Source organism: Streptomyces sp. WAC07094 (genome assembly GCF_036320405.1).
GTDB lineage: Bacteria > Actinomycetota > Actinomycetes > Streptomycetales > Streptomycetaceae > Streptomyces > Streptomyces lannensis.
Window position 1 is genome coordinate 321,782 of the sequence record NZ_JAVMJZ010000003.1, and the last position, 21,434, is coordinate 343,215.

Genomic DNA, 21,434 nt, shown 5'->3' on the forward strand with positions numbered 1-21,434 from the left:
TGCGCCCTGAACGAAGACGAAGCGGCTCCCTCAGGGTCTTGGACCGCCTGCGGGATCGGCGCCGGCCCGCCGCCAACGGGCAGGGCTCATTCCGTGGACCTTGCCGAAGGTGCGGGCGAAGTAGCCGGCGTCGGGGAAGCCCACCCGCCTGCCGATCTCGCCGATCTGCAGTTCGGTCGCCGCAAGCAGCCGCCGGGCCTGGACCATCCGGCGCTCGGTGATCCACTCCTGCACCGTACGCCCGGTGCGACGGCGCACCGTCGAGGTGAGGTGCCCCGGGGAGATGTTCACCGCCGCGGCGACGTCACGCAGGGACAGCGGTTGCGGATAGCGCTCTTCGATGACCTGGAACACCTCCGCGAGCAGTGGTTCCCGGTTCTCGCGGAGGTCGCCCACAACATCTGCGGCCAGCCGTGACACTCCGACCAGCAGCAGGGTCAGGTGGGCCAGGGCCGCCTCACGGTAGCCGTCCTGACGATGCGTCAGCTCGTTGTGAAGTGCTTCGAGGCGAGCGGTCCAATCGGGCTGCTCCGGCTCGGGCACCCGCAAACGCAGGGCGCCGATCGCCCCACCGCGGACGAACGGGAACAGCAAGGGGTGCGTGCGCCAGGCCAGATGGGCGCCGGGGACGTCCGGGCCGAAGGCGTCGGCGGTGAAGAAGACTCCCCAGCCGTGGGCCTGGGCCAGGTCGGTGGCGGTGATGTGGCCCATCACGTCGCCGGGCGCGACGACGAACAGGTCGCCGGCCTCGATCGACCAGGACTGCCGGCCGGTGCGCAACAGCCCGCCGGCGGTCGGGAAGTACGCCAGGCCGGGGAAGTCGTGGGCGTGTTCCTCGAAGGTACCGGTGTTCTCCCAGCTGTGGTCCAGCCGCCTGGTCGCCACGGGCAGTTCGCCGGGTGCCGGCAGCATCGAGTACGTCGCCGGCCCGTCCCCGGCGGGCGCCCTTCTTACGGTCCGCACCGCCGAATCGTCCCATGGAAGCCGCATATCGGTACAGGTCCGCAGCCCCGGGCGCGGTCAGAATGACGACATGACCGAAAAACTGTCTCAGTCGCGTTCCGAGCGTGACTACATTCCGGGCTTGGGCCGCCAATTCCTGACGCCGCTCTACGACGTGGCGCACCGGGTGTTCGGGCTGCACTCCGTCCACAACAAGATGATCGAGCTTGCCGAATTGAGGGGCGGGCACCGGGTACTGGATGTCGGCTGCGGAACCGGAAACCTGCTGAGGGCGACCGGTCGACGTCATCGGAGCGTGGATCTCGTAGGTCTTGACCCCGATCCGAAGGCGCTGATCCGCGCCGAACGCAAGGCACGACGGGCGGGCCTCACCATTCGCCTGGACCGCGGGTTCGCGCAGGAACTGCCCTATGAGGACGGCTCGTTCGACCGGGTCTTCTCCAGCCTGATGCTGCACCACCTGGACAGCACATCGAAGGACGCGCTGCTTGCCGAGGTGCGGCGGGTGCTGCGGTCCGACGGGCAGCTGGTCCTGGCCGACGCGGTCCTCGACGAGCAGGGGCACCACCACGGGCACCGGCAGGGCGGGATGCGTGGCCGGATGCGCGAGCAACTGCAGGACAACGTAGGCGATGCCGTGGCGCAGCGGATCGCCGATGCCGGCTTCACCGTGGAGCCGACCCGTACCGTGGCGCTGCGGATCGGCGGCTCGATCGGCATCGTGTCGGCGCGCCTTGACGGCAACTCCTGAGCCGGAGACCGGAAGTACTCAGCGATGCACAAACCCTGGCCCCGGCGCCACCCTCCGGCCGACATGGGGGACGGAGGGAACATGAACGGGCTTCTTGGATGTGTCGCCGGTGCGGTGCTGCTCTCGGCGGTGGCCTGTACCGCAGGGGGTGGCCCGTCCAGGGCGAAGCCGTCGTCGAGGACCTCTTCGACGCGCGCGGCGTTGCCGCGGGCCGCCACAGCCGACTCGGGCCAGGTGGTCGACGCGTCCAGAGCCAACCTCACGGCAAAACTGTCGATCAAGGACCTTCCGGGCCCGCACGGGATGTTCACCGCCGCTGTCGGCCGGAGCGCCGCCACGTTCGTCTGGGAGTCCGCCGACGGGCGCCTTCTGCTCCGGTTCGGCCGCCACGGACGACGGGTTCACCTCGACGTCGTGCGTCTCCGACCGCCGTGACACCCCCTTCTCCGTCCGTCCCACGCTCGTTCCCCTGCTCAGTACGTACACGTTCGCCGAGGTCCATGTGTTCGGCGCGAACCGTGAGATCGTCCGGACGGTGACGTGCAACGGCAGACCTCTCGTGGTCCGCCGAACTGCCACCCGTCCTGGACGGTCGGCGTGCGCTCTACGCCTTCGCCCTCTCGGAACCGACGCCCGGACGGGTCACCGTCACCGTCGTCCGCGGTCGTGCCACGGCCACGGAACACGTGGAGCTGTTGGGCGGGCACCTCCAGCACAGGGCGTCGTGCCGCTGACGCGGGACGGGTGCGGTGGCCGGTGGTGAGCGCCCGGGGCTCCGGACGTGCGCGGGGGCGCCGCTCTCCCGACCGTTAGCCGTTGCGGATGCAGGCGGGGCTGGGCGTCCCGGCCCCGGAGAAGTGACGAGGGGCCCACTCCCGACGGCGGCCGTTGTCCTCGAGGAGCGACGACTCAGCTGTTCTGGATGCGCCGGGCCTCGGCCACGAGCTCGGCAGGCAGAGCGGGTCCCGCACATGCGTGGTCGATCAGCAGGTCCCTGTAGGAGCCGTTCGCCAGGTGGGGGGCCAGTTCGATGAGCTCGTTCAGATCGGCTGGCGAGCCGGTGAGCCGTGCCCGGTAGGCGGCCGCCGCCGCGCGCAGAGTGGGTTCGGTCGGACGGAATTTCATTCCGTGTTCGGTCAGCCGGATCGCGGCGAGGAAGTCCCCCTGTTCGGCGCGCACATCGGCCAGGTCCAGACACAGCGACCAGTTGGCCGGGTCCAGGGCCAGTGCGCGCTCGAACGCCGCCGCGGCCTGTTCGAGTGAACCCAGCTTGCGCCACGTGCCCGCTCGCACCACCTCAGTCAGCATGATGCGCTGAACGGAATCCGCCCGGTTGCAGAGGGCCAGCGAGGCATCGGTGAGCCCACATGCCCGGAGCAGAATCGCCATCTTGGCCAAGGCCTCCGGCGCGGGCCGCCGGAAAGAGACCACGTCGATGGCCCGGAACCAGGGCCGGAAACGCTCCCGCATGGCCTCGGTGTCCAGATCATGGCCGTAGTCCATCGTGCGCATCGCGGCCTCGGCCAGCGCCTCGGCACTCACCCAACCGACAAACCGTTCTTCGTTGAACCACGGGGCTTTTGCCCAGGCGATGTCGGGTTGCGCGCCCGTGACCGATCCGATCGCGAGCGCCGCGGCGTCCATGTCGCCCTCAAGGAAACTGACGTAGGCGTGCGCCAGTACCGCCCGCCAGGAGTCGGCATCCCGAACGATCTCGGCCAGGTCCGCGGGCTTGTCTCTCCACAGCTCGGCAAGGACCGTGTACGGTTCCGGACTCTCCGGCGCGGAGGCCATGGCGGCCGTCAGGTAATGCAGGGCCGTCGCCAGGTTGCCTCCGCAGTGCGCCACCACCCGTGCGATGCCCAGTCCGGCTGCTCCTGCCCGATTCGACACCGTAAGAGAGTATCCCCTGCTCGAGCCGCCTGTCGGCCCCACTTGGGCTTGCCGGACACGATTCCGTGATCACGATCGATGAAGAACGGTGGTTCGACACGCCTGGCCTGCTCGAATCGCTGTTCGCCGAGTCGGCCCGCCCTCGGGCCTGCGACCAACATCACGAGCCCCCGCCGGCCCACCGGCGTTTGCCGTGGCGCTCTGGTGGTACTCGCCGTCACGGCCTGTCGTGGCGTCCAACCGCTCCGGCTCGTTGTGCTGCGCTCCTCGGTCCGGCACGCCGCGATGTGAGTGGCCGGCCACCCAAGCACGTCGGCCCGGCCTTGCGGCTCCCTCACCGACGGGCCGCCCTGGACCCTCGGTGTCGCACGGGCAAAGCGCCGACAGCCGGCCCTGCGTCAATCACGGTCGTGGCGGGCGGCGGGCGGTTCGGGCCGCCTGGCCGGAGCGCGCGCCGAGTCTCGTCGCTCTCACCGTCCTCGGGCTCATACACAGACATCCGCACGTCGGAAATCACGGCCCGGCGGACGACCCTCCGGTCGCAGAGCTGTCGACACACCCCGGACCCCCGGACACCACCACGAAGCAGCTTCGAAAGGACACCGCCGTGAAGCTCAGAGAGATCATCCCCGACCGGATCGGCTTCGGAACCGCACCACTGGGCAACATGTTCCGCGCGGTCCCGGACGACGAGGCGCGCGCCACCGTGCAGGCAGCATGGGACGAGGGCATCCGCTACTTCGACACGGCCCCGCTCTACGGTGCCGGTCTGGCCGAGCTACGGCTGGGCCAGGTGATCTCGCAGCAGCCCCGCGACGCGTACGTGTTGTCCAGCAAGGTCGGTCGAATCATCCTCGACGAGGAGGAAGTCGGCGCCCGGGACCTGGGCGAGAAGGGCGCCCTCTTCGAGCACGGCCGCAAGAACAAGATCGTGCACGAGTGGACGGCAGAGGCCACCGAGCGCTCCCTCGAAGGAAGCCTGACACGACTGGGCGTCGACCGGCTCGACATCGTCTGGGTCCACGACATCGCACAGGACTTCCACGGTGATGCGTGGCTGCAGAAGTTCGAGGAGGCGCGTACCGGCGCGTTCCGCGTGCTGTCCCGCCTGCGCGACGAGGGTGTCATCAGAGCCTGGGGACTCGGCGTCAACCGCACCGAACCCATCGAGTTGACCCTCGCCCTGGACGAGCCCCAGCCCGACGGCTTCCTGCTGGCCGGACGTTACACCCTGCTCGACCATGAACACGCACTGCAACGACTGCTGCCCATGGCCGCAGAGCAAGGGGTGGGCATGGTCGTCGGAGGTCCCTACAGCTCGGGGATACTCGCGGGTGGCACCCACTTCGAGTACGCGGACGCCTCCCCGGAGATCGTCGAAAAGGTGCGGCGCATCAGGGAGATCACCGACCGGTACGCGGTGAGCATCAAAGCCGCCGCCCTGCAGTTCTCCCTCGCCCACCCCGTCTCCGTCGCCGCCGTTCCCGGCGCCACGAAGCCCAGTCGTATCGCCGAGGACATAGCTGCCGTCCAGGAGAAGATCCCCGCCGGCTTCTGGGTCGACCTGCGTCAGTCCGGTCTGGTCAGCCCTCAGGCGCCTCTCCCGGAAGGTGCCTGATGGACACCCGTCAGAGTCGACCGACAAGCCCGAGGGAAACACCATGGCATCCACATCCGTAAGCCGACTCGTACCCGCGTCTCCCGAACGCGTATGGAAACTGATCGGCGGTTTCGGCTCCCTGCCCGACTGGCTCCCCTACATCCCCGAGAGCACTCTCCTGGAGGGAGGACGCGTCCGGCAGCTGAAGAACCCCGACGGTGACGTCATCATCGAGCGTCTGGTGGACTTCGACGACACCGAACGCCGCTACAGCTACGCCATCGCACAGGCGCCTTTTCCCGTGGTCGACTACATCTCCACACTGCGGGTGCATTCGATCACGGGCCGGGACGACACCGCCGAAGTGCAGTGGTCGGGACGCTTCGTCCCCGACGGAGCCACCGACGAAGAAGTCGTCACCCTCTTCACCGGCATCTACCGCGACGGCCTCGACTCCCTTCACAAGGCACTCGGCTGAAATGGAAGTCAGGCAACTGGGCCGGTCCGGCCTGCGGGTTTCGGTGCTCGCCATGGGAACCATGACCTTCGGCGGCAGTGACGTCTTCGGAAATGTCGGCCACACCGACGTGGCCGGCGCCAGGCGCCAGATCGACATGTGCCTCGATGCGGGCGTGAACCTCGTCGACACCGCCAACATGTATTCGGCGGGCGCCGCGGAGGACATCCTCGGTCAGGCGATCGCGGGCCGGCGCGATCGTGTGCTGCTGTCCTCGAAAGTGCGCCTGCCGATGGGCGAGGGACCCAATGACGAAGGCCTGTCCCGCTCTCACATCCTCGAGCAGATCGAGGGAACTCTGCGTCGTCTGAGGACCGACCACGTGGACATCTACCATGTGCACCAGTGGGACGGACTCACCCCGCTCGAAGAGACGTTGGAGACGCTCGACTTGCTGGTGCGTTCCGGCAAGGTCCGCTACCTCGGGGTCTCCAACTACTCGGGCTGGCAGCTCATGAAGGCGCTCTGTGTCGCCGACACGCACGGCTGTCAGCGCTTCGTCAGCAATCAGATCTACTACTCGCTCGAGTCGCGTGACGCCGAATACGAGCTGGTGCCGCTGTCACTGGATCAGGGACTGGGCATCATGGTGTGGAGCCCGCTGGCGGGCGGACTGCTCTCGGGCAAGTACCGGCGTGGGCAGGACGCCCCCGACGGCCGGCATGTCACGGAATGGTCCGAGCCCCCCGTGCGCAACGAGGACAAGCTGTACGACACCATCGAGACCGTTGTCGACATCGCGTCCGCGCATGACGCCTCCCCCGCTCAGGTCTCCCTTGCCTACCTACTGGCAAAGCCGGGCGTCACCTGCGTCGTCGTCGGTGCCCGCAAGGACGAGCAGTTGGCCGACAACCTCGGCGCCCTTCATGTGCGGTTGGCGGACGAGGATGTCGACCGGCTCGACAGGGTCAGTGCGCCGGACCTGATCTATCCCCACTGGCACCAGGCCGACTTGGTCGCCGGCCGGTTCAGCGAGGCCGACCTCGCCCTGCATCGGCCCGCCAGATGATCGAGCACATGCCGAAGCGCTCGGCATCCCTCGGTATCCCGCACGGCACACGCTCGGATTGCGGAGCGGGAGGCAGCGTGCAAGCTGAGAAAAGGAACGCCCCGTTTCACAGCGCTGGGCTCGCCCCGAGGCCCGAGCGACAACACCCCGAGGGATGGGCATGACATCACCAACCACGTCGGATGCGGTGGGCGAGTTCCGCAGGCTGAGCAATGGCGACCCGGAGCTGCAGGCGCACGGCAAGTACTACTCCTGCAGTTTCCTGCTGGACATGGAGCACCATCGGTTCCTGGTGCGGATGCACAAGGGCACGGTCGAAGAGCTGGTCACCGATCCCGAGCCTCTCTCGTCGTACGACTTCGCGATCCGCGCCGATGCCGAGACCTGGCACGGCTTCTGCCAGGAAGTCCCCCCACCCATGTGTCACGGCATCTGGGCGGCCACGTTCCGGCGCGGCATGCGTCTGGAGGGCGACCTGCTCGTCCTCATGCAGAACCTGCGCTGCGTGACCCGGCAGCTGGAGCTGCTCCGGATCACGGGCCCACTCGGCGGCGCAGGCCGGGACACTGCCCGCCGAGACGCACGAAGGTGAGGTGTTCCCATGGCCAGCGGCAGGATCTCCCCGGTGACCGGCCATTACGTCACCATCGATGTGGAGGACGCCGAGTACAAGGTCTTCTACCTGGAGAACGGGCAAGGTCAGCCGCTCGTCTGCCAGCACACCGCGGGCTGCCACAACCACCAATGGCGGGGCCTGCTCGAGGACGAGCAGATCACCGGCCGGTACCGGGTGATCGCCTATGACCTCGCTCGTCACGGCAAGTCCGACCCTCCGCTGAACCAGGAGTGGTGGAAGGACGAATACCGGCTCACCGCAGACCATTTCACGGCGTTCGTCGTCGCTTTCTGCGACGCCCTCGAGCTTGAGAACCCGATCTTCATGGGCTCGTCGTTCGGAGGGAACGTCGCGCTGCAACTGGCCCTGCGACATCCGGACCGGTTCAAGGCGGTCATCCCTGTCGAAGGAGCCGACTACTCCCCCGGCTTCTACCTCGACTGGTGGCAGCACCCCCACGCCAACGCCGCCCAGGTGTGCGCCAGCGGCGTCTGGGACCTCATGGCTCCGCAGTCGCCTGATCAGGACCGCTGGGCCACCTGGTTCTACTACACCCAGGGATCCGAGGCGTTCAAGGGCGACCTGTACTTCTACTCCGTCGACCACGATCTACGGCACCGCCTGAGCGAGATCGACGGCGAGCGATGCCCCGTGATCATGCTCACCGGTGAGTACGACTACCTCACCACACCCGAGGACGGTCGCCGTACCGCGAACGCCATCCCCGGAGCGGAGTTCATCGAGATGAAGAAGATCGGCCACTTCCCGATGAGCGAGAACTACCCGCGCTTCGCCCAGTACCTCAACCTGGCACTCCACCACATCCACGAACGAACAGACACGTGAAAACGGGGCCGCGGAACGCTCTTGCACCCTTGGCGGGGACGACTCGATGTGCCGGGGGGTGTACACGCGGCCGACCGGGCACGGCCATCGGCGAGTGTGCCGCCCATCCGTCTCCCCCACATCTGATCCCTCGCCTTCCATCACCGGCCCGCGCTCCACACCACCAGCCCGCAGCGCCGAGGGCCGCGCCGCCATCGAAGGGAAGCCCGGCTGATGAAGATCGATCTGAGTGGACGCATCGCACTGGTCACCGGCTCGACCGCCGGTATCGGCGAGGCCGCTGCACAAGCGCTGGCATCCGCTGGAGCCGACGTCGTGGTCAACGGTCGAAACGCGGACCACGTCAGTGAGACGGCCGAACGACTCGGAGCCCGTGGGATCGCAGCAGACGTCAGCAGCGACGAAGGTGCCGCCGCCCTGATCGAGGAACTGCCCGATGTGGACATCCTCGTCAACAACACAGGCATCTTCTCCACCCAACCGGTATTCGAGATCCCCGATGAGGAATGGCTGCGGTACTTCCGGATCAACGTGCTCTCCGGGGTGCGCCTGGCACGGCACTACGCGCCGCGCATGAAGGACCGCGGCTGGGGACGGGTGATCTTCGTGAGCAGTGAAGCCGGAATCCAGACCCCCACGACCATGGTCCATTACGGCATGACCAAGACCGCCCAGTTGGCGGTCTCGCGCGGAATGGCCCAGGAGCTGGCAGGCACCGGGGTCACCGTCAACTGCGTGTTGCCGGGCCCGACCCTCAGCTCCGGTGTCCTGGAGATGTGGGCAGAGCTGTACCCCGGCCTGGACCCCGCCGAGCAGGAACGGCGGTTCGTCGCCGACGGGCGCGCCGCGACGTCGCTGCTCCGCCGACTGATCCGGCCGGAGGAAGTGGCGAACCTGATCGCCTATGTCGCATCGGAGCAGTCGACGGCGACCACAGGTGCGGCACTGAGCGTCGACGGCGGCCTGGTCCCCACCATCTTCCCCTGAGCGGCACTGCGACAAGGTGCCGCAGCCGCCCGCTCGAGGTGCTCAACGGTGATGCCGACCGGTCCGGCTCAGCCGGTGCCACGACAGCGGGCGAAGTGTTCCGCCCTGCCGCTCGGGGCGCCGGGCGGCCGGTGCCGACAAGCCGATCGCCTACAACCGCGAAGAGGCGCGATGCGCTGTCGGCAGTCCTCTCCGGGAACCGGGGAAGGAACCGTGCGGGTGCCGCGTCCTATGCGGGGTCGTACCGGGTGTCCATGCCTGCCTGGGTCGCGACGTACCGGGCGATGTCTGCGTGGGTGGCGAACCAGACACCGGGATGCGCCGTGATGTGGTCGAGGAGTTCGGCCAGCACGACCAGGCGTGAGCGGTGGCCGATGATATGGGGATGCAGCGTGAGCTGGAAGACGCCACCTTCGCGGTATGCCTGGTCGAACTCGTCCCGCCAGATACCCAGCACCGACCGGGGCGGTGTGTAGGGGCGCAGGCCGGCATAGCGCTCCATCATGAAGTAGGGAGCATCGTCGCGAATCCACTCCACGGGAATCTCCACGATCCCGGTCGGCCGACCGTCCTCCACGAGTTCGTACGGGTCGTCGTCCGCCATGAGGGACGAGTCGTACAGCAGCCCCATGTCGCGGGTAATGCGCAGGGTGTTGTCGGAGAAGTCCCACGACGGGGTGCGGATACCGACCGGACGGACACCGGTGATCTGCTCCAACGTGTCGGCACTGCGCTGTTGCAGCTCCCTTTCGTCCTCGGCCGTCAGCAGCATGTTGCGCTCGTGGATCCACCCGTGGATTCCGACCTCGTGGCCCTCTGACACATATGCTCGGGCCTCTTCCGGATGGAGCAGGGCGGAGACGGCCGGCATGAAGAACGTGGCGGGGGCCGCGTGCCGGCCGAGCAGACGGAGGATCTTGGGCGCGGCCACCCGGGATCCGTACTCGCCCTGGGCGAGCCTGCCGGGGCGTGTCTCCCCGTCGCGAAGTGCGGGGGTCTCGTGGTCGGAGTCGAAGGAGAGGGCTACGGCCACACGCGCACCCTGCGGCCACACGGCGGGAGCCAGCGAGCGTCCGGCTCGCACCCGTTCCACATGCCCCCGCCAGGTGGCCTCGGTCCACTGCCACGGATCCCCGCCCACGTCCGCCGGACCTTCGTGCTTCTCCGCCATGACCAACTCCCGCTTCCTTTGACGTGCTCCCTGGTCTGGAGTCCCAGGATTCCGGCCTGGACCATCCAACGCCTCGGGCGGCTCCCTTTTTCAACGCACTGCGCGGACACATGTACCCCTCTTGCTGACGCTCCACAGGTGTTCGGCGCCCCCACCCGTTCGTCGGCAATGTTTCGACGCCGCCGACAGCGCCCGCAAACACCCGCCTCGATGGGCGGCACGGTCCGGTCGAAGGACGTCGCGCGGACGGCGAAGGCAGCGACGGCGTTCACCGGTAGGGAACGGTGAGAACCGATGGATAATCTGGTCTCCCGCGCCAAGTGATCTAGACTTCAAGGCACTTGACGATGAGCAGGCCGGACGATGGCGTCCCCCTTTGCCGTTTTCACCGTGCGCCTCGGGCCCGGTCACGGAAGGAGCGCAGTGCGTCCCGTACGCCCGAATCGACGTTGCCTCATAGCCGGCGGCCTCGCAGCGGCAGCCGCAGCCGCCGTTCCCCTGTCGGTGTCCACGCCCGCGATGGCGGCCGAGCTCATCCCCATCCGGCTGGCCGGGCCGACCGGTCCCGCGCCGGTGGGCGCCGTGGAGCTGCACCTGGTCGACCCGTCGCGAACCGACCCCTGGTCGGGGCAGGCGCGCGAGGTGATGGTGACGGTGACATACCCGGCCGCCAGCGTGTGCGACCGTGCGAGGCTGCCCTGGCTGCCGGCGGGTGCCGAACGGGCCCTGAAGGCCCGCTTCGGAGGTGCGGTGGACGGCTACGCTCTCCCGGAGACCCACACTGCGGACCGTGCCCCGGCCCGGCCGGGCCGCAGGCCGGTGCTGCTCCACTCTCCGGGCTACCAGTCGGACCGCACCTACAACACGCTGGTCATCGAGGAACTGGCGTCCTGGGGCTATGTCGTGGCCGCGGTCGACCATCCCTACGACTCGGGCGAGGTGGAGTTCCCGGACGGCCGTGTGGTGGTCAACCGCCCCGACGACGCGAGCGACGAGGCCCGCACGGCCGCGGTCGCGCTGCGCGCCGACGATCTGCGGTTCGTCCTCGACCAGCTGACCGTGCTGGAGCGGGGCGGCAACCCCGACGCCGAGGGACGCCCCCTCCCGCGCGGGCTGCACGGAACACTGGACCTCACGCGGGTCGGCGCCTTCGGACACTCCCGGGGCGGCGCCGCGTCGGCGTCCGTGATGTATCTGGACAGGCGGGTTCGGGCCGGTATCGATATGGACGGCGCGCTGTACGGGCCGGTGATCGAGCACGGTCTCGACCGGCCGTTCCTACTGATGGACACCGCGGTCCACGACGGGCTGAACAAGGACGGGTCCTGGCAGCCGTTCTGGGGGCACCTGAAGGACTGGCACCGCTGTCTGCGGCTCGCGGACGCGGACCACAACTCCTTCACCGACATCGTGGCCATCGCACCGCAGATCCCCGAGGCGGTGCGCAACACTCTGCAGATCGGGACGATCCCCGCCGACCGGGCGGTGGCCGCCGTACGGGCGACCGTGCGGGCCTTCTTCGATCTCCAACTGCGCGACCGCCGGGACACCCGGCATCTGCTGTGGGGAGCTGCGCCGCGCTACCCCGGGATCGAGTACATCGCCGGTTGACAACCGGCACCGGAGCCCTCTCGGACCGTGTACCGCACGTTCATACTGTGGCCGTGTGCCAGCGGATGCCGGTCAGCTGCTGCGAGCGCTCCCACAGGCGGCGGCCGAGTTCCGGATCGCGTGCCGCCGCCGACAGCTGGACGAGGGTGGGATGTCCGGACCGTCCACCCCGACCGTCAGGGCCGACGTACGAGCCGCCCGCGAGATCGGGCTCGGTCGCAGCGAAGAGCTGGGGCAGGGCTCCCATCTCCGGGCTCTGCGCGAAGAGCTTGCCGGAGACGCGCATGGCGATCCCGATGACCCCGCTGCCCTTCTTCTGCATCGGCGTGTTGCTGTAGCCGGGGTGCGCGAGGACGCTGGTGATCGGCGCCGAGGACGACTGCTCCCGCCGGGCGAGCTCCGCCCCGAAGACCGCGTTGGCCAGCTTCGATGCCGAATAGGCGGCCATAGGTGTGTACCTTCGCCGCCACGCGACATCCTCCAGATCGAGTTCGCCCTTCTCGTGCATGTAGGACGTCACGGTGACCACGCGCGGTGCCGGCGACCTGCGCAGCGCCGGTTCCAGCAGCGCCGTGAGCGCGAAGTGGCCAAGGTGGTTCGCGGCGAGATGGCGCTCGGCACCCTGCTCGGTCACGGAGTGCTCGACCATGGAGATGCCCGCGTTGTTGATCAGGACGTCGACGGCCTCTTCCTCGTCGATTTCCTCGGCCGCCCGGCGGATCGACCTGAGATTCAGCAGATCGACCTGCCGCACCTCCACGTCGGCGCCTGGATATGCGCTGCGCAGCGAGGAGGCCACCTCGTCTCCCCGGGGAGCATCACGAACAGCGAGCAATACCCGCGCGCCGCGCGCCGCAAGCTCACGCGCGGTCACCAGACCGAGACCGCTGGTCGCACCCGTCACGACGAAGGTGCGCCCCTGCTGGTCGGTCATACGGTCCGTGGTCCACCCACCGCCGCTGCGCCTGCCCGCTTTCGTTGTGGAACCCGTGGTCATCTCTTGATCTCACATTCCTGGACACGATCTCGATCGACCCGCTTCCGCAGGTCTGGGAATGTCGAGAAAGCTAAACCTTTCCATTAGTGTGAAGGTCAAGCGGCCGACGACGAGGTCGCCCATCCGTGTCCAGTGGGGCGCACCGTCGGTATGGATGACTGGTCGAGGAGAGCGATATGAAGATCGGAGAGCTGTCCGAGAAGACGGGTGTCGCGACGCGACTGCTTCGCTACTACGAAGAGGTCGGCATCCTGCATCCGTTCCGGAGCGGCAACGGTTACCGCACCTACGGCGAGCCCGCCATCGATCGGGTACTGCAGATCCGTGAGCTTCTCGAAGCCGGCCTGACGACGGAGATGATCCGCGAGGTCCTGCCCTGTCTCGACGCCGCGAAGGAAGGAACGGAAGCTGAGTCGTGCCCGGTGGACGACAAGGATCTGGACGGACTGCGGCGTCAGCTCATCAGCATCGAACGACGGATCGACGTGCTGCAACGCAACCAGCGTTCGATCAAGTCGTATATCCACGCCTGGGAGAAAGCCGGAGTCGCTTCGCCCTCAGCCACGGCTGGTCCGCAAGAGGCCGATGTCCGTCGATAGCACCGTGGATACGGCGTGTTGAGCGGGGCGACACTCGATGACCGACGCAGACCAGGCAGTCCGTGGGTCTCCCGAGACATTCCACAGAAGGTGAAGTGGGGCCCTTTGCACCGGGGTTCGGCACATGCCCGCACTTCACCGACCCGGATGGTTACCGGACCTGCCCCAAGTCTGTGTGATGACGCGGTCAGGCGGGCTGCCACAACTCCAGCCGATTGCCCTCGGGATCAGTGACCCAACCGAATCGACCGACGCCTTCCATGTCCTGGGTCTCCTCGGCCACGTCCGCTCCCTTGGCACGCAATTGCGCGAGCATCGCGTCCAGGTCACGGACCCGGAAGTTGAGCATGTTCTGCTGGGCGCGGGACCCGAAGTAGTCGGTCTCGGACTCGAACGTCGCGAACACCGTCATCCCTGGTTCCTGATGCCAGATGCCGTGCTCATCGGCGTCCAGACCCAGGCAGTCCCGGTACCACGCGCCCAGCGCCCCCGGGTCGGTGGCCCGCACGAAGTATCCGCCGATTCCAAGCACACGTTCCATGTCGCCATCATGCCAGGACGGTGATCGTGCGGGCAGACACCACACCATCACCCGCTTCACAACCCCGTATCGATCGTGCGGGAGGTCCCCGCTCTCGGACCACGGCATCAGCGTTGTCCTGGCGGTGCAGACACGCGGACCGTGGAAGTCCCGCGGCGATCGGTCGTCCGGAGGCCCCGTCACTCTCCATGGGCACAGCGACAGGGCGTCCACATCGAGTCGGCGCCGACTGGGAAATCACCGTCACGGTCCTGTCCAAGCCTGACTCCCCCGTATCCCCCGGTGCCCGATGGAGACACTGAGTGCGGACCATGGCGAGCCGGCGAGGCACACTGTCATCCACCGGCTATCAGCCGGAGAGAGCCTTGTGAAGAGCGTCCAGTCCGTCACGGTAGATGCCGGTGAACAACTGAACGGCCTCGGCGTCACTGACACCCTGGGGCACAAAACGGCCGCTCCAGACGACCTCGGCGGTGTCCGGCCGTCCTGGGACGTCGAAGACACGCAGGGTGGACAGGTAACCCGTCACCGGGAAGGGCGCTTCCAGGATGGCGTAACTGTAGTGCCGCTCCTGCTCGTTGGCGTTCACCAGCCGTTCGACGATCACTTCGCCGTCGGGGTTGGTCAGCCTGCGGACGCGGCCGCCCTGCAGTGCGGTGCTCTCGCTGATGTACGGGAGCCAGTCCGGCAGGGCGTGAAAGCCGCCGATGAGGTCCCAGACGCGTTCCCCGGACGCCGGGACGATCCGGCTGACCGATGTGGATGCCATGTGCTTCCTTGTCTTGACTCGTACCGCCCTGTGGGCAGTGGGGTGAGGGCGCTGACGCATGATCAGGCGCCGTGCGGCAGGGGGGCCTTGTCGGAGACCAGACGCGTGGCGCGCAGGTCGGACCAGAGTTCCGCGGGGATCGCCTCGTTGAGGGCGGCGCGGTCCTCGGCGATGCGACTCGGCTGGGTGGCGCCCGCTACGACCGCAGCGGTCACCGGGTGGGCCAGGGGGAACTGCAGGGCCACGGCCTTGAGGCTCACTCCGTGCTTGTCGGCCAGCGTCTTCAGGGTGTCGACCTTCGCGAGGATCTCCTGTGAGGCGGGCTGGTACTCGAAGTGCTTGCCACCGGCGAGGACTCCCGAGCTGTAGGGGCCGCCGACGACCATGCCGACACCCGCCTCCTGAGCCATGGGGAGAACGCGTTCCAGGGCGTGCTCGTGGTCGAGGAGGGTGTAGCGGCCGGCGAGGAGGAACCCGTCGGGGCGGGGCTCGTCCAGTCCCAGCGTCAGCTCGATCGGCTCGGTCTTGTTGACGCCCAGACCCCAGGCCCTGATGACTCCCTCGTCACGAAGACGGTCCAGGACGCGGAAGGCTCCCGTGCGGGCCTCCTCGAACTTCTGGAGCCACAGGTCACCGTGGAAGTCCTGAGCAATGTCATGCACCCACACGACGTCGAGCCGGTCGGTGCGCAGACGCTTCAGGGAGTCCTCGATGGAACGCTCGGTTGCCTCGGCGGTCCATTCGTGGACGATCTTGTTCTTCAGGCCGTCCTCGAAGACGCCGCCCTTCTCGCCCAGTTCGCGAGCCCCTTCCTCCAGTTCGTCGAGGATGACACGGCCGACCTTGGTGGACAGCACATAGGAGTCACGCGGCTTGTCGGCCAGGAACTCGCCAAGGCGCAGCTCGGAAAGGCCGGCGCCGTAGAACGGGGCCGTGTCGTAGTAGCGGATGCCCTGGTCCCAGGCGGCCTGAAGGGTGGCGCGGGCCTGATCGTCGGGGACGGCGCGGAACATGTTGCCAAGAGGAGCGGCGCCGTAGCCGATCCGGCCCGGGAGGATGTCCTTGAGCGGCATGTGGATGCCCTTTCGGGTGACTGCCCAGAGTGCGAACACCTCTGGGACGCTTGTGAAACTGATCGTTCGACCTTGGGCGCCGTCGGAGCCGATGACTCCGAGCGATTCGCCGGGCCCGCTCCGACGTCAGGACGGAAACGGATGGTCCCTAACCTGTCCGAAGGTCCCCGTCATGAGGGCCGCTCGGCTCTCCGGCCCCTTCGGAGCGGAGACGGGCGCACCAACGTCTTACCGCGGACGACATTAATTGCAGACGCGCTCTATTGCAAACGCTGCATAATGGCTATGTGGAACTATCGCCGCCCGGCACCCGGTGGTTGCTGTTCGTATATAGTTGGCCACAGAACGTAAACGTCAGGACTGCGGGTCGCGTCCGAGGTGTCGTCTACGGCCGCCTCGATAGGAACGGACCAGGGGTCGCCCCGCGCCAGGACACACGCCGAACCCCGCGCCAGAGCGGTCCCGGGCTCCGGCACTGCGGTCGCGAGCGAGGCCGATGCGGCGATCTACTCCGGAGGCGACCCAGCGGTCACTGGTTCCGGCCTTCCGTCACGTTCTCGCTCGGCTCCTCGGCCGTCCACGAGGTGAGGATGCGCAAGGCGTCGTACGACGGACTGCTCGGCTCTGCGGTCAACACCATCAGGCGCTGCCCCGATCCGTCCGGGCTGCTCCATGTGTCGCAGTCGAGGGTGAGTTCACCGACCAGGCGGTGCCGGTAGCGCTTGGTGCCGTAACTGGAGGCGATGACGCGGTGTTCGGCCCACCAGGAGCGAAAGTCGGCGTCCTGGACGGACAAGTCACCGACGAGCCGGGCGAGCTCGGGGTCATCCGGGTCTGCCGCAACCTCCATACGCAGTGCGGCGACCGCGTCGCGGGCGTCATGCGCCCACTCCAGGTGCATGTCTCGGACGATCGGGTCCGTGAACAGCAGGCGCACGTAGTTGCGCCGACCGGCCGGAATTGACGAGAAGTCCCTGTAGAGGGCCGCGGCGGCGATGTTCCAGGCCAGGATGTCCATACGCTTGCCGAGCACGACGGCAGGCGTTTCCGTGAGCTGGTCGAGCAGGCGCTGCATCGCGGGGCGCACACGCTGCGCCGTCCGTCGGCGACGCGGCCGCGCGTCGGTCCTGCCCGCGAGTTCGTACAGATACCTCTGTTGATCGTCGTCGAGGCGCAACGCCCGCGCCAAAGTGGCGAGCACCGAGGCGGACGCCCGGACCCGGCCCTGCTCCAACCGCGTGTAGTAGTCCACACTGATCGCCGCGAGCTGGGCGACCTCCTCGCGGCGCAGCCCCGCGACCTTGCGGGCGGAGTCCGCCTGCGGCAGGCCGAAGTCGAGCGGTGCCAACTGTGCGCGGCGCGCTTTGAGGAAGGCTCCGAGAGCACGCGGGTCGGATGCCGAAGTCATGCTCCTCATTGTCGCGCGAGCAGCGCGGGGACAAGGGGGGCAGGTTTTTCCCCAGGCACGAACTCGCCTCTTTTGCGCGCCCCGGCCTTCACCGACGGTGGAGACGTGCCCGGGACAGTGCTGGGCACACGGCCGATCGGATGGGTACGGCCGGTCCTGAAACTGCACCACGGAGAATCCTGTGACGAAGACCGATGTCACCTTCGACAGCGCCGGCATCCCGCTCGTCGGCCATCTCTACCTCCCCGAAACACCGACAGCGGGTCCGCGTCCCGCGATCGTCGTCGGTCACCCCGGCAGCGGCGTGAAGGAGCAGACGGCCGGGCTGTACGCGCGGCGCCTTGCGGAGCGGGGTTTTGTCACGCTGGCCTTCGACGCGGCCTACCAGGGCGAGAGCGGTGGCGAGCCCCGCGGCCTGGAAGACCCCGCCCAACGGGTGGAGGATCTGAAGGCCGCCGTATCCTTCCTCACCAGTCGTGGCGAAGTGGACACGGACCGCATCGGCGCGCTCGGCATCTGCGCCTCCGGGGGATACGCGCTGGCCGCCACGGCCAGTGATCACCGCATCAAGGCCGTCGGCACCGTCAGCGCCGTCGATGTCGCCCGGCAGTTCCGCCTGGGAGCCGACGGCACCCAGGACCCGGCCGTCTTCCAGTCAATGCTGGATGCCGCCGCCCATGCACGCACTGCGGAGGCCCGTGGTGAGGAACCTCCGGTCCTGACGCTGTTCCCCGAGACCGCGGAACAAGCCCGCGCGCTCGGCGGCGAGCACGGCGCCGAGGGCTTTGACTACTACCGCACACCACGTGCCCAGCACGCCCGCTCCGCGAGCTTCTTCACATGGTCCAGCATCGACAGGATGGCGGCCTTCGACGCCTTCGCCCCGGTCCCCCTGATCGGTCGGCGGCCCATGCTCATGATCGCCGGGACCCGCGCAGTCACCGCTTGGATGAGCATCGAGGCGTTCCAACTCGCCACTGGGCCCAAGGAATTGCTGTGGATCGACGGTGCCGGCCATGCCGACCTCTACGACAAGAAGCAGTACGTGGACCTCGCCATCGACAAACTCGACGGGTTCTTCGCCGAGGGCCTCGGCCCGGCCGCGTAGCGGGCGGGGCCGGCATGTGCGGGAGTTGACGGCGGATCTGTCGGCGGCTGCGATCGCGGTGGACCTCACCTCGGTCGACGCGCAGCCGCTCGGCAGTCGCCCGCATCCGGCGGGGCTGCTCGGCCCGGTCCGGCCGGAGACACCTGGCCACCGGGCAGGGCACCGGGTTCGTCCGCGATCGGTCGGAGTGACCGAACCGGTCCGTGTCAGCGCTTGCGGCCCAGCCATTCGGCGAGTACGGCGGCCTGACTGTGGTCCACGTCCTTGGTGGCGGTGAGCAGCGTCAGCCTGTCGTGTGCCGCCAGATCTCGCAGGTGTGCGGCCGCCTCGCGGTGTCCGGCGTCGCGCAGTTCCGCCAGATAGCGTCGGCGGAACTCGGTGAACCGGTCGGGATCGTGGCCGTACCAGTGGCGCAGATCGCTCGACGGGGCCACATCGCGCAGCCACTCGTCCAGGTGAGCGTCCTCCTTGCGCATGCCCCGCGGCCAGACACGGTCGACGAGAACCCGCTTGCCGTCTTTCGGGGACGTCTCTTCGTAGACCCGCCGATAGGCGATCCGTTCGGTCATGACGGCGCCCTCCACATCACCTCGGGCCGTTCAATGCAACTGTCCGACGCCTCCATTTTATCGAAGTCGGCTGTTGCCTCAGATGGGGCTTCGGCCCCTGCGGTCGCCGATCGTTCGGCGCGCGTGGTCGCCGGACGGTCAGCGAGACCTCTTCCCGACACCACGGGGACGGCACCCGTCGACGTCCGACAACGAGCCGAGGCGGATGACTACTCTCAGTCAGCGAATGAAGCCGCGGTCCGAAAGGTCACCATGCACAACCACCACGGACAGGCCGCGCTGATCACCGGTGCGTCCTCGGGAATCGGCCGCGCGTACGCCGAACACTTGGCGCGGCGGGGTTACGACCCCGTACTGGTCGCCCGTCGCCCCGATCGGCTCGCTCGGTTGGCAGAGACCATCCACCATGACACGGGTCGGCGAGCCACCGTCCTGCGGGCCGATCTGGCGGACGCGAGCGACCTCGCCCGCGTCGAGACGGCCGTTCTCGAGCACAAGGGCCTCGCCGTCGTGGTCAATGCCGCCGGCCTGGGCGGACTGGCGCCGCTGCGCGAGGCGGACCCCGGGACGCTCGACGACCTCATCGCTGTCAACGTGACGGCCCTGACGCGTCTTTCCCGCGCCGCGCTGCTCGCGTTCGGCGGGAACGGCTCTGGAACGCTCATCAATGTGTCCTCGATCGGCGCCTTCCGTCCGCCGCCGCGTGGTGCCGCCTACGGAGCGTCCAAGGCTTACGTCCTGCACTTCTCCCTCGCCCTGCAGCAGGAGGTGGCGGCCACCGGCGTCCGTGTCCAGGTCGTGCTGCCCGGTCCCGTGCGCACCGAGTTCTTCGAAGCCGCGGGGACCTCGTCCCTGTTCCCCGACGAGTCGTTCGTCGATGCGGACGATCTGGTGCGGGCCGCGCTCGACGGGCTGGACCAGGGGGAGCTCGTCTGCATTCCGACACTTCCCGATATGGCGTCGTGGGAGGAAGTGGCCACACTTCAGTTCGCTCTGCGGGATGCGGCCGGGCTGCGCGGCGTCATCGCCGGGCGTTACGCTCCGCGGCGCAGCGGGTGACCTGTGCTGTCGCCTCCCCGCTCGCGGAGAGCCGGGAATCGGGTACGCGCGAGTGGAACCGCCACTCATGTCGACGTCCTGCCCTGCCTCCGGCGAACGAGTTGTCCTCCTGAGAGATGTCCCCCGATGACGTGTGGCGTCGGCGTCGACCAGTGGTCAGTAGAGCCACCGGTCGAGGTGTGCCGGCCAGAGGAACCCTGTATAGCCCTTGAAGGCGGCCGGGTCGATCTCTTCGAGCGCTCGAGCAAGGTGGCTCAACTCGGCCAGGGCCCGTTCTTCCTCGTCTTCGGAGAAGTATTCCTCGGGGTCGTCCGGCTCGCTCAGGAGTTCAGAGGCCGTAACGTGGCCGCCGTAGCAGTGGAGAGTCTGAAGCCATAGATCGACAGTGGAGTTGGCGAAGCAAGCCGCGCCATCCCGCGCAACGTAGTAGACCGCTCCGGTCTCCGGCTCGACGCCGAACGACGACCGCTCGGTCGGCACACCAAGGTCGGCATGCTCCGTCAGACGGTAGAGCGGGCCGCGAGGCGTCTGGAGAACCGGCTCATCCTCGCGCTGAATCACGACTCGCTCGATCAGGCGGGGAGTCACCGGGACACCTACCGCGATGAGCAGCGCCTTCATGCGCTCGGGAATGCGCCACCGAGCCACGACCTCTGGGTCCGCCCGTATGACGTGGCCACTGCCGGCCCACCTCGTCAGCCCGTCATGCGTCACCATCACACGCCCCTCGTCGGTCGCTTGCGGCGACACGATCCTGTCGGGCCGTCCCGGCTGCATCCACGTGTCGGGCTCGTCCCTGACCGGATGGTGACCGTTGCTTCGGCTCCCCGCGGCTCCCGGAGTACCGGACCCCTCGGCGAACCCTAGACCCGAGGCTCCGTCAATCGCTGGTACAGCTCCCAGGCGGCGCGTTCCACCCAGTTGTGCAGCAGCTTTCCGTCCTCGCGCACGGCCCAGACGGCCGTTCCGGTGAAGGAGATCGGCCGCTGGTCGGGGTCCGTGCCCAGGACGCCGTTGTTCCTGCCGCTCACTCGCCACCGTGATGCGACCCGGCTCCCGTCCTGGTTCTGGAAGGTCTCGATGACGTCGAACCTGAAGTCGTCGATCCTGCCGAGGAAGTCCCGCACCCAGGCCTTGAAGTTCTCCCGGCCCTCGATGCGCTCGCCGCCGCTCGTGATGACGAAGTCCTCGACCACGAAATCGTCGACCTTGTCCGGGTTCCGGGCCTTCCACACCTCGTTCCAGAAGGCTTCCACCACCTCGGTAGAGCTCGAGTACCCCACGAAATCCTCCAGTTGCGCTGTACCGTCGAAATGCTTGACATGCCTGTCAAACATAACTTGCGGC

General features: G+C 67.9%; 22 protein-coding genes. 11 read left to right on the top strand and 11 right to left on the bottom strand.

Translation table 11 applies throughout. The features are described from left to right. Nucleotides 1-30: 30 nt before the first annotated feature. On the bottom strand, nucleotides 31-963 hold the full coding sequence (locus tag RCR19_RS40885; RefSeq protein ID WP_331270163.1) for an AraC family transcriptional regulator: 933 nt from the start codon (nucleotides 961-963) through the stop codon (nucleotides 31-33). Between the two features lie 70 nt (nucleotides 964-1,033). On the opposite strand from RCR19_RS40885, the gene RCR19_RS40890 reads away from it, so the two are divergent. After that, nucleotides 1,034-1,714: a methyltransferase domain-containing protein gene (locus RCR19_RS40890; RefSeq protein WP_331270164.1), complete on the top strand. Its 681-nt coding sequence runs from the start codon at nucleotides 1,034-1,036 to the stop codon at nucleotides 1,712-1,714. Between the two features lie 909 nt (nucleotides 1,715-2,623). On the opposite strand, the gene RCR19_RS40895 is transcribed toward RCR19_RS40890, so the two are convergent. Then, nucleotides 2,624-3,607: a tetratricopeptide repeat protein gene (locus tag RCR19_RS40895; protein WP_331270165.1), complete on the bottom strand. Its 984-nt coding sequence runs from the start codon at nucleotides 3,605-3,607 to the stop codon at nucleotides 2,624-2,626. 607 nt (nucleotides 3,608-4,214) lie between these two features. Here RCR19_RS40895 and RCR19_RS40900 point away from each other — a divergent pair. From RCR19_RS40900 to RCR19_RS40925, 6 genes are all read left to right on the top strand, one after another. Next, complete coding sequence (locus RCR19_RS40900) at nucleotides 4,215-5,225, top strand: aldo/keto reductase (RefSeq protein WP_331270166.1); 1,011 nt, start codon at nucleotides 4,215-4,217, stop codon at nucleotides 5,223-5,225. Nucleotides 5,226-5,268: 43 nt separating this feature from the next. Then, the gene (locus RCR19_RS40905; protein ID WP_220296065.1) at nucleotides 5,269-5,685 is read left to right on the top strand and encodes an SRPBCC family protein; all 417 of its coding nucleotides are present in this window, start codon (nucleotides 5,269-5,271) and stop codon (nucleotides 5,683-5,685) included. Between the two features lie 52 nt (nucleotides 5,686-5,737). Then, entirely contained in the window at nucleotides 5,738-6,733 is a 996-nt protein-coding gene (locus tag RCR19_RS40910; RefSeq protein ID WP_331270167.1) for an aldo/keto reductase, read from the top strand. A gap of 160 nt (nucleotides 6,734-6,893) precedes the next feature. After that, nucleotides 6,894-7,325 carry a hypothetical protein gene (locus RCR19_RS40915; RefSeq protein ID WP_059132644.1) on the top strand — a complete coding sequence of 144 codons (432 nt, stop codon included), beginning with the start codon at nucleotides 6,894-6,896 and terminating at the stop codon, nucleotides 7,323-7,325. A 9-nt stretch (nucleotides 7,326-7,334) separates the two neighbouring features. Continuing rightward, nucleotides 7,335-8,195, top strand: coding sequence for an alpha/beta hydrolase (locus tag RCR19_RS40920; protein WP_331270168.1), 861 nt, complete (start codon nucleotides 7,335-7,337; stop codon nucleotides 8,193-8,195). Nucleotides 8,196-8,408: 213 nt separating this feature from the next. Further along, the gene (locus RCR19_RS40925; protein WP_331270169.1) at nucleotides 8,409-9,182 is read left to right on the top strand and encodes an SDR family oxidoreductase; all 774 of its coding nucleotides are present in this window, start codon (nucleotides 8,409-8,411) and stop codon (nucleotides 9,180-9,182) included. A 229-nt stretch (nucleotides 9,183-9,411) separates the two neighbouring features. Here RCR19_RS40925 and RCR19_RS40930 read toward each other — a convergent pair whose 3' ends face one another. Continuing rightward, nucleotides 9,412-10,353: a polysaccharide deacetylase gene (locus RCR19_RS40930; RefSeq protein ID WP_331270170.1), complete on the bottom strand. Its 942-nt coding sequence runs from the start codon at nucleotides 10,351-10,353 to the stop codon at nucleotides 9,412-9,414. Nucleotides 10,354-10,776: 423 nt separating this feature from the next. On the opposite strand from RCR19_RS40930, the gene RCR19_RS40935 reads away from it, so the two are divergent. Next, complete coding sequence (locus tag RCR19_RS40935) at nucleotides 10,777-11,964, top strand: lipase (RefSeq protein WP_331270171.1); 1,188 nt, start codon at nucleotides 10,777-10,779, stop codon at nucleotides 11,962-11,964. Between the two features lie 40 nt (nucleotides 11,965-12,004). Here the strand turns inward: RCR19_RS40935 and RCR19_RS40940 are convergent, their stop codons facing one another. Next, nucleotides 12,005-12,961, bottom strand: coding sequence for an oxidoreductase (locus RCR19_RS40940; RefSeq protein WP_331270172.1), 957 nt, complete (start codon nucleotides 12,959-12,961; stop codon nucleotides 12,005-12,007). A gap of 176 nt (nucleotides 12,962-13,137) precedes the next feature. On the opposite strand from RCR19_RS40940, the gene RCR19_RS40945 reads away from it, so the two are divergent. Next, nucleotides 13,138-13,560 carry a MerR family transcriptional regulator gene (locus tag RCR19_RS40945; RefSeq protein WP_331270173.1) on the top strand — a complete coding sequence of 141 codons (423 nt, stop codon included), beginning with the start codon at nucleotides 13,138-13,140 and terminating at the stop codon, nucleotides 13,558-13,560. Nucleotides 13,561-13,747: 187 nt separating this feature from the next. Here the strand turns inward: RCR19_RS40945 and RCR19_RS40950 are convergent, their stop codons facing one another. From RCR19_RS40950 to RCR19_RS40965, 4 genes are all read right to left on the bottom strand, one after another. Further along, the gene (locus RCR19_RS40950; RefSeq protein ID WP_331270174.1) at nucleotides 13,748-14,101 is read right to left on the bottom strand and encodes a VOC family protein; all 354 of its coding nucleotides are present in this window, start codon (nucleotides 14,099-14,101) and stop codon (nucleotides 13,748-13,750) included. Nucleotides 14,102-14,450: 349 nt separating this feature from the next. Continuing rightward, nucleotides 14,451-14,870: an SRPBCC family protein gene (locus RCR19_RS40955; RefSeq protein WP_331270175.1), complete on the bottom strand. Its 420-nt coding sequence runs from the start codon at nucleotides 14,868-14,870 to the stop codon at nucleotides 14,451-14,453. A 62-nt stretch (nucleotides 14,871-14,932) separates the two neighbouring features. Next, nucleotides 14,933-15,943, bottom strand: a complete 1,011-nt coding sequence (locus RCR19_RS40960; protein WP_331270339.1) for an aldo/keto reductase — start codon at nucleotides 15,941-15,943, stop codon at nucleotides 14,933-14,935. Nucleotides 15,944-16,472: 529 nt separating this feature from the next. Then, on the bottom strand, nucleotides 16,473-17,351 hold the full coding sequence (locus RCR19_RS40965) for a helix-turn-helix transcriptional regulator (protein ID WP_331270176.1): 879 nt from the start codon (nucleotides 17,349-17,351) through the stop codon (nucleotides 16,473-16,475). Between the two features lie 181 nt (nucleotides 17,352-17,532). Here RCR19_RS40965 and RCR19_RS40970 point away from each other — a divergent pair, with 181 nt between their 5' ends. Next, the gene (locus RCR19_RS40970) at nucleotides 17,533-18,459 is read left to right on the top strand and encodes an alpha/beta hydrolase (protein WP_331270177.1); all 927 of its coding nucleotides are present in this window, start codon (nucleotides 17,533-17,535) and stop codon (nucleotides 18,457-18,459) included. A 206-nt stretch (nucleotides 18,460-18,665) separates the two neighbouring features. On the opposite strand, the gene RCR19_RS40975 is transcribed toward RCR19_RS40970, so the two are convergent. Next, entirely contained in the window at nucleotides 18,666-19,028 is a 363-nt protein-coding gene (locus tag RCR19_RS40975) for a DUF488 family protein (RefSeq protein WP_331270178.1), read from the bottom strand. 252 nt (nucleotides 19,029-19,280) lie between these two features. Here RCR19_RS40975 and RCR19_RS40980 point away from each other — a divergent pair, with 252 nt between their 5' ends. After that, complete coding sequence (locus RCR19_RS40980; RefSeq protein ID WP_331270179.1) at nucleotides 19,281-20,087, top strand: SDR family oxidoreductase; 807 nt, start codon at nucleotides 19,281-19,283, stop codon at nucleotides 20,085-20,087. 156 nt (nucleotides 20,088-20,243) lie between these two features. Here RCR19_RS40980 and RCR19_RS40985 read toward each other — a convergent pair whose 3' ends face one another. After that, nucleotides 20,244-20,804 carry an SUKH-4 family immunity protein gene (locus RCR19_RS40985; RefSeq protein WP_331270180.1) on the bottom strand — a complete coding sequence of 187 codons (561 nt, stop codon included), beginning with the start codon at nucleotides 20,802-20,804 and terminating at the stop codon, nucleotides 20,244-20,246. A 146-nt stretch (nucleotides 20,805-20,950) separates the two neighbouring features. Then, nucleotides 20,951-21,370, bottom strand: a complete 420-nt coding sequence (locus RCR19_RS40990; RefSeq protein WP_331270181.1) for a nuclear transport factor 2 family protein — start codon at nucleotides 21,368-21,370, stop codon at nucleotides 20,951-20,953. Between the last annotated feature and the right edge of the window lie 64 nt (nucleotides 21,371-21,434).

What these genes read in the sequence shown, in the direction of transcription:
- RCR19_RS40985 (WP_331270180.1), bottom strand. Translation starts at nt 20,804, where the DNA reads ATGGTGACGCATGACGGGCTGACGAGGTGGGCCGGCAGTGGCCACGTC.
- RCR19_RS40955 (WP_331270175.1), bottom strand. Translation starts at nt 14,870, where the DNA reads ATGGCATCCACATCGGTCAGCCGGATCGTCCCGGCGTCCGGGGAACGC.
- RCR19_RS40950 (WP_331270174.1), bottom strand. Translation starts at nt 14,101, where the DNA reads ATGGAACGTGTGCTTGGAATCGGCGGATACTTCGTGCGGGCCACCGAC.
- RCR19_RS40920 (WP_331270168.1), top strand. Translation starts at nt 7,335, where the DNA reads ATGGCCAGCGGCAGGATCTCCCCGGTGACCGGCCATTACGTCACCATC.
- RCR19_RS40930 (WP_331270170.1), bottom strand. Translation starts at nt 10,353, where the DNA reads ATGGCGGAGAAGCACGAAGGTCCGGCGGACGTGGGCGGGGATCCGTGG.
- RCR19_RS40915 (WP_059132644.1), top strand. Translation starts at nt 6,894, where the DNA reads ATGACATCACCAACCACGTCGGATGCGGTGGGCGAGTTCCGCAGGCTG.
- RCR19_RS40940 (WP_331270172.1), bottom strand. Translation starts at nt 12,961, where the DNA reads ATGACCACGGGTTCCACAACGAAAGCGGGCAGGCGCAGCGGCGGTGGG.
- RCR19_RS40905 (WP_220296065.1), top strand. Translation starts at nt 5,269, where the DNA reads ATGGCATCCACATCCGTAAGCCGACTCGTACCCGCGTCTCCCGAACGC.
- RCR19_RS40975 (WP_331270178.1), bottom strand. Translation starts at nt 19,028, where the DNA reads ATGACCGAACGGATCGCCTATCGGCGGGTCTACGAAGAGACGTCCCCG.
- RCR19_RS40910 (WP_331270167.1), top strand. Translation starts at nt 5,738, where the DNA reads ATGGGAACCATGACCTTCGGCGGCAGTGACGTCTTCGGAAATGTCGGC.
- RCR19_RS40965 (WP_331270176.1), bottom strand. Translation starts at nt 17,351, where the DNA reads ATGACTTCGGCATCCGACCCGCGTGCTCTCGGAGCCTTCCTCAAAGCG.
- RCR19_RS40925 (WP_331270169.1), top strand. Translation starts at nt 8,409, where the DNA reads ATGAAGATCGATCTGAGTGGACGCATCGCACTGGTCACCGGCTCGACC.
- RCR19_RS40980 (WP_331270179.1), top strand. Translation starts at nt 19,281, where the DNA reads ATGCACAACCACCACGGACAGGCCGCGCTGATCACCGGTGCGTCCTCG.
- RCR19_RS40890 (WP_331270164.1), top strand. Translation starts at nt 1,034, where the DNA reads ATGACCGAAAAACTGTCTCAGTCGCGTTCCGAGCGTGACTACATTCCG.
- RCR19_RS40945 (WP_331270173.1), top strand. Translation starts at nt 13,138, where the DNA reads ATGAAGATCGGAGAGCTGTCCGAGAAGACGGGTGTCGCGACGCGACTG.
- RCR19_RS40960 (WP_331270339.1), bottom strand. Translation starts at nt 15,943, where the DNA reads ATGCCGCTCAAGGACATCCTCCCGGGCCGGATCGGCTACGGCGCCGCT.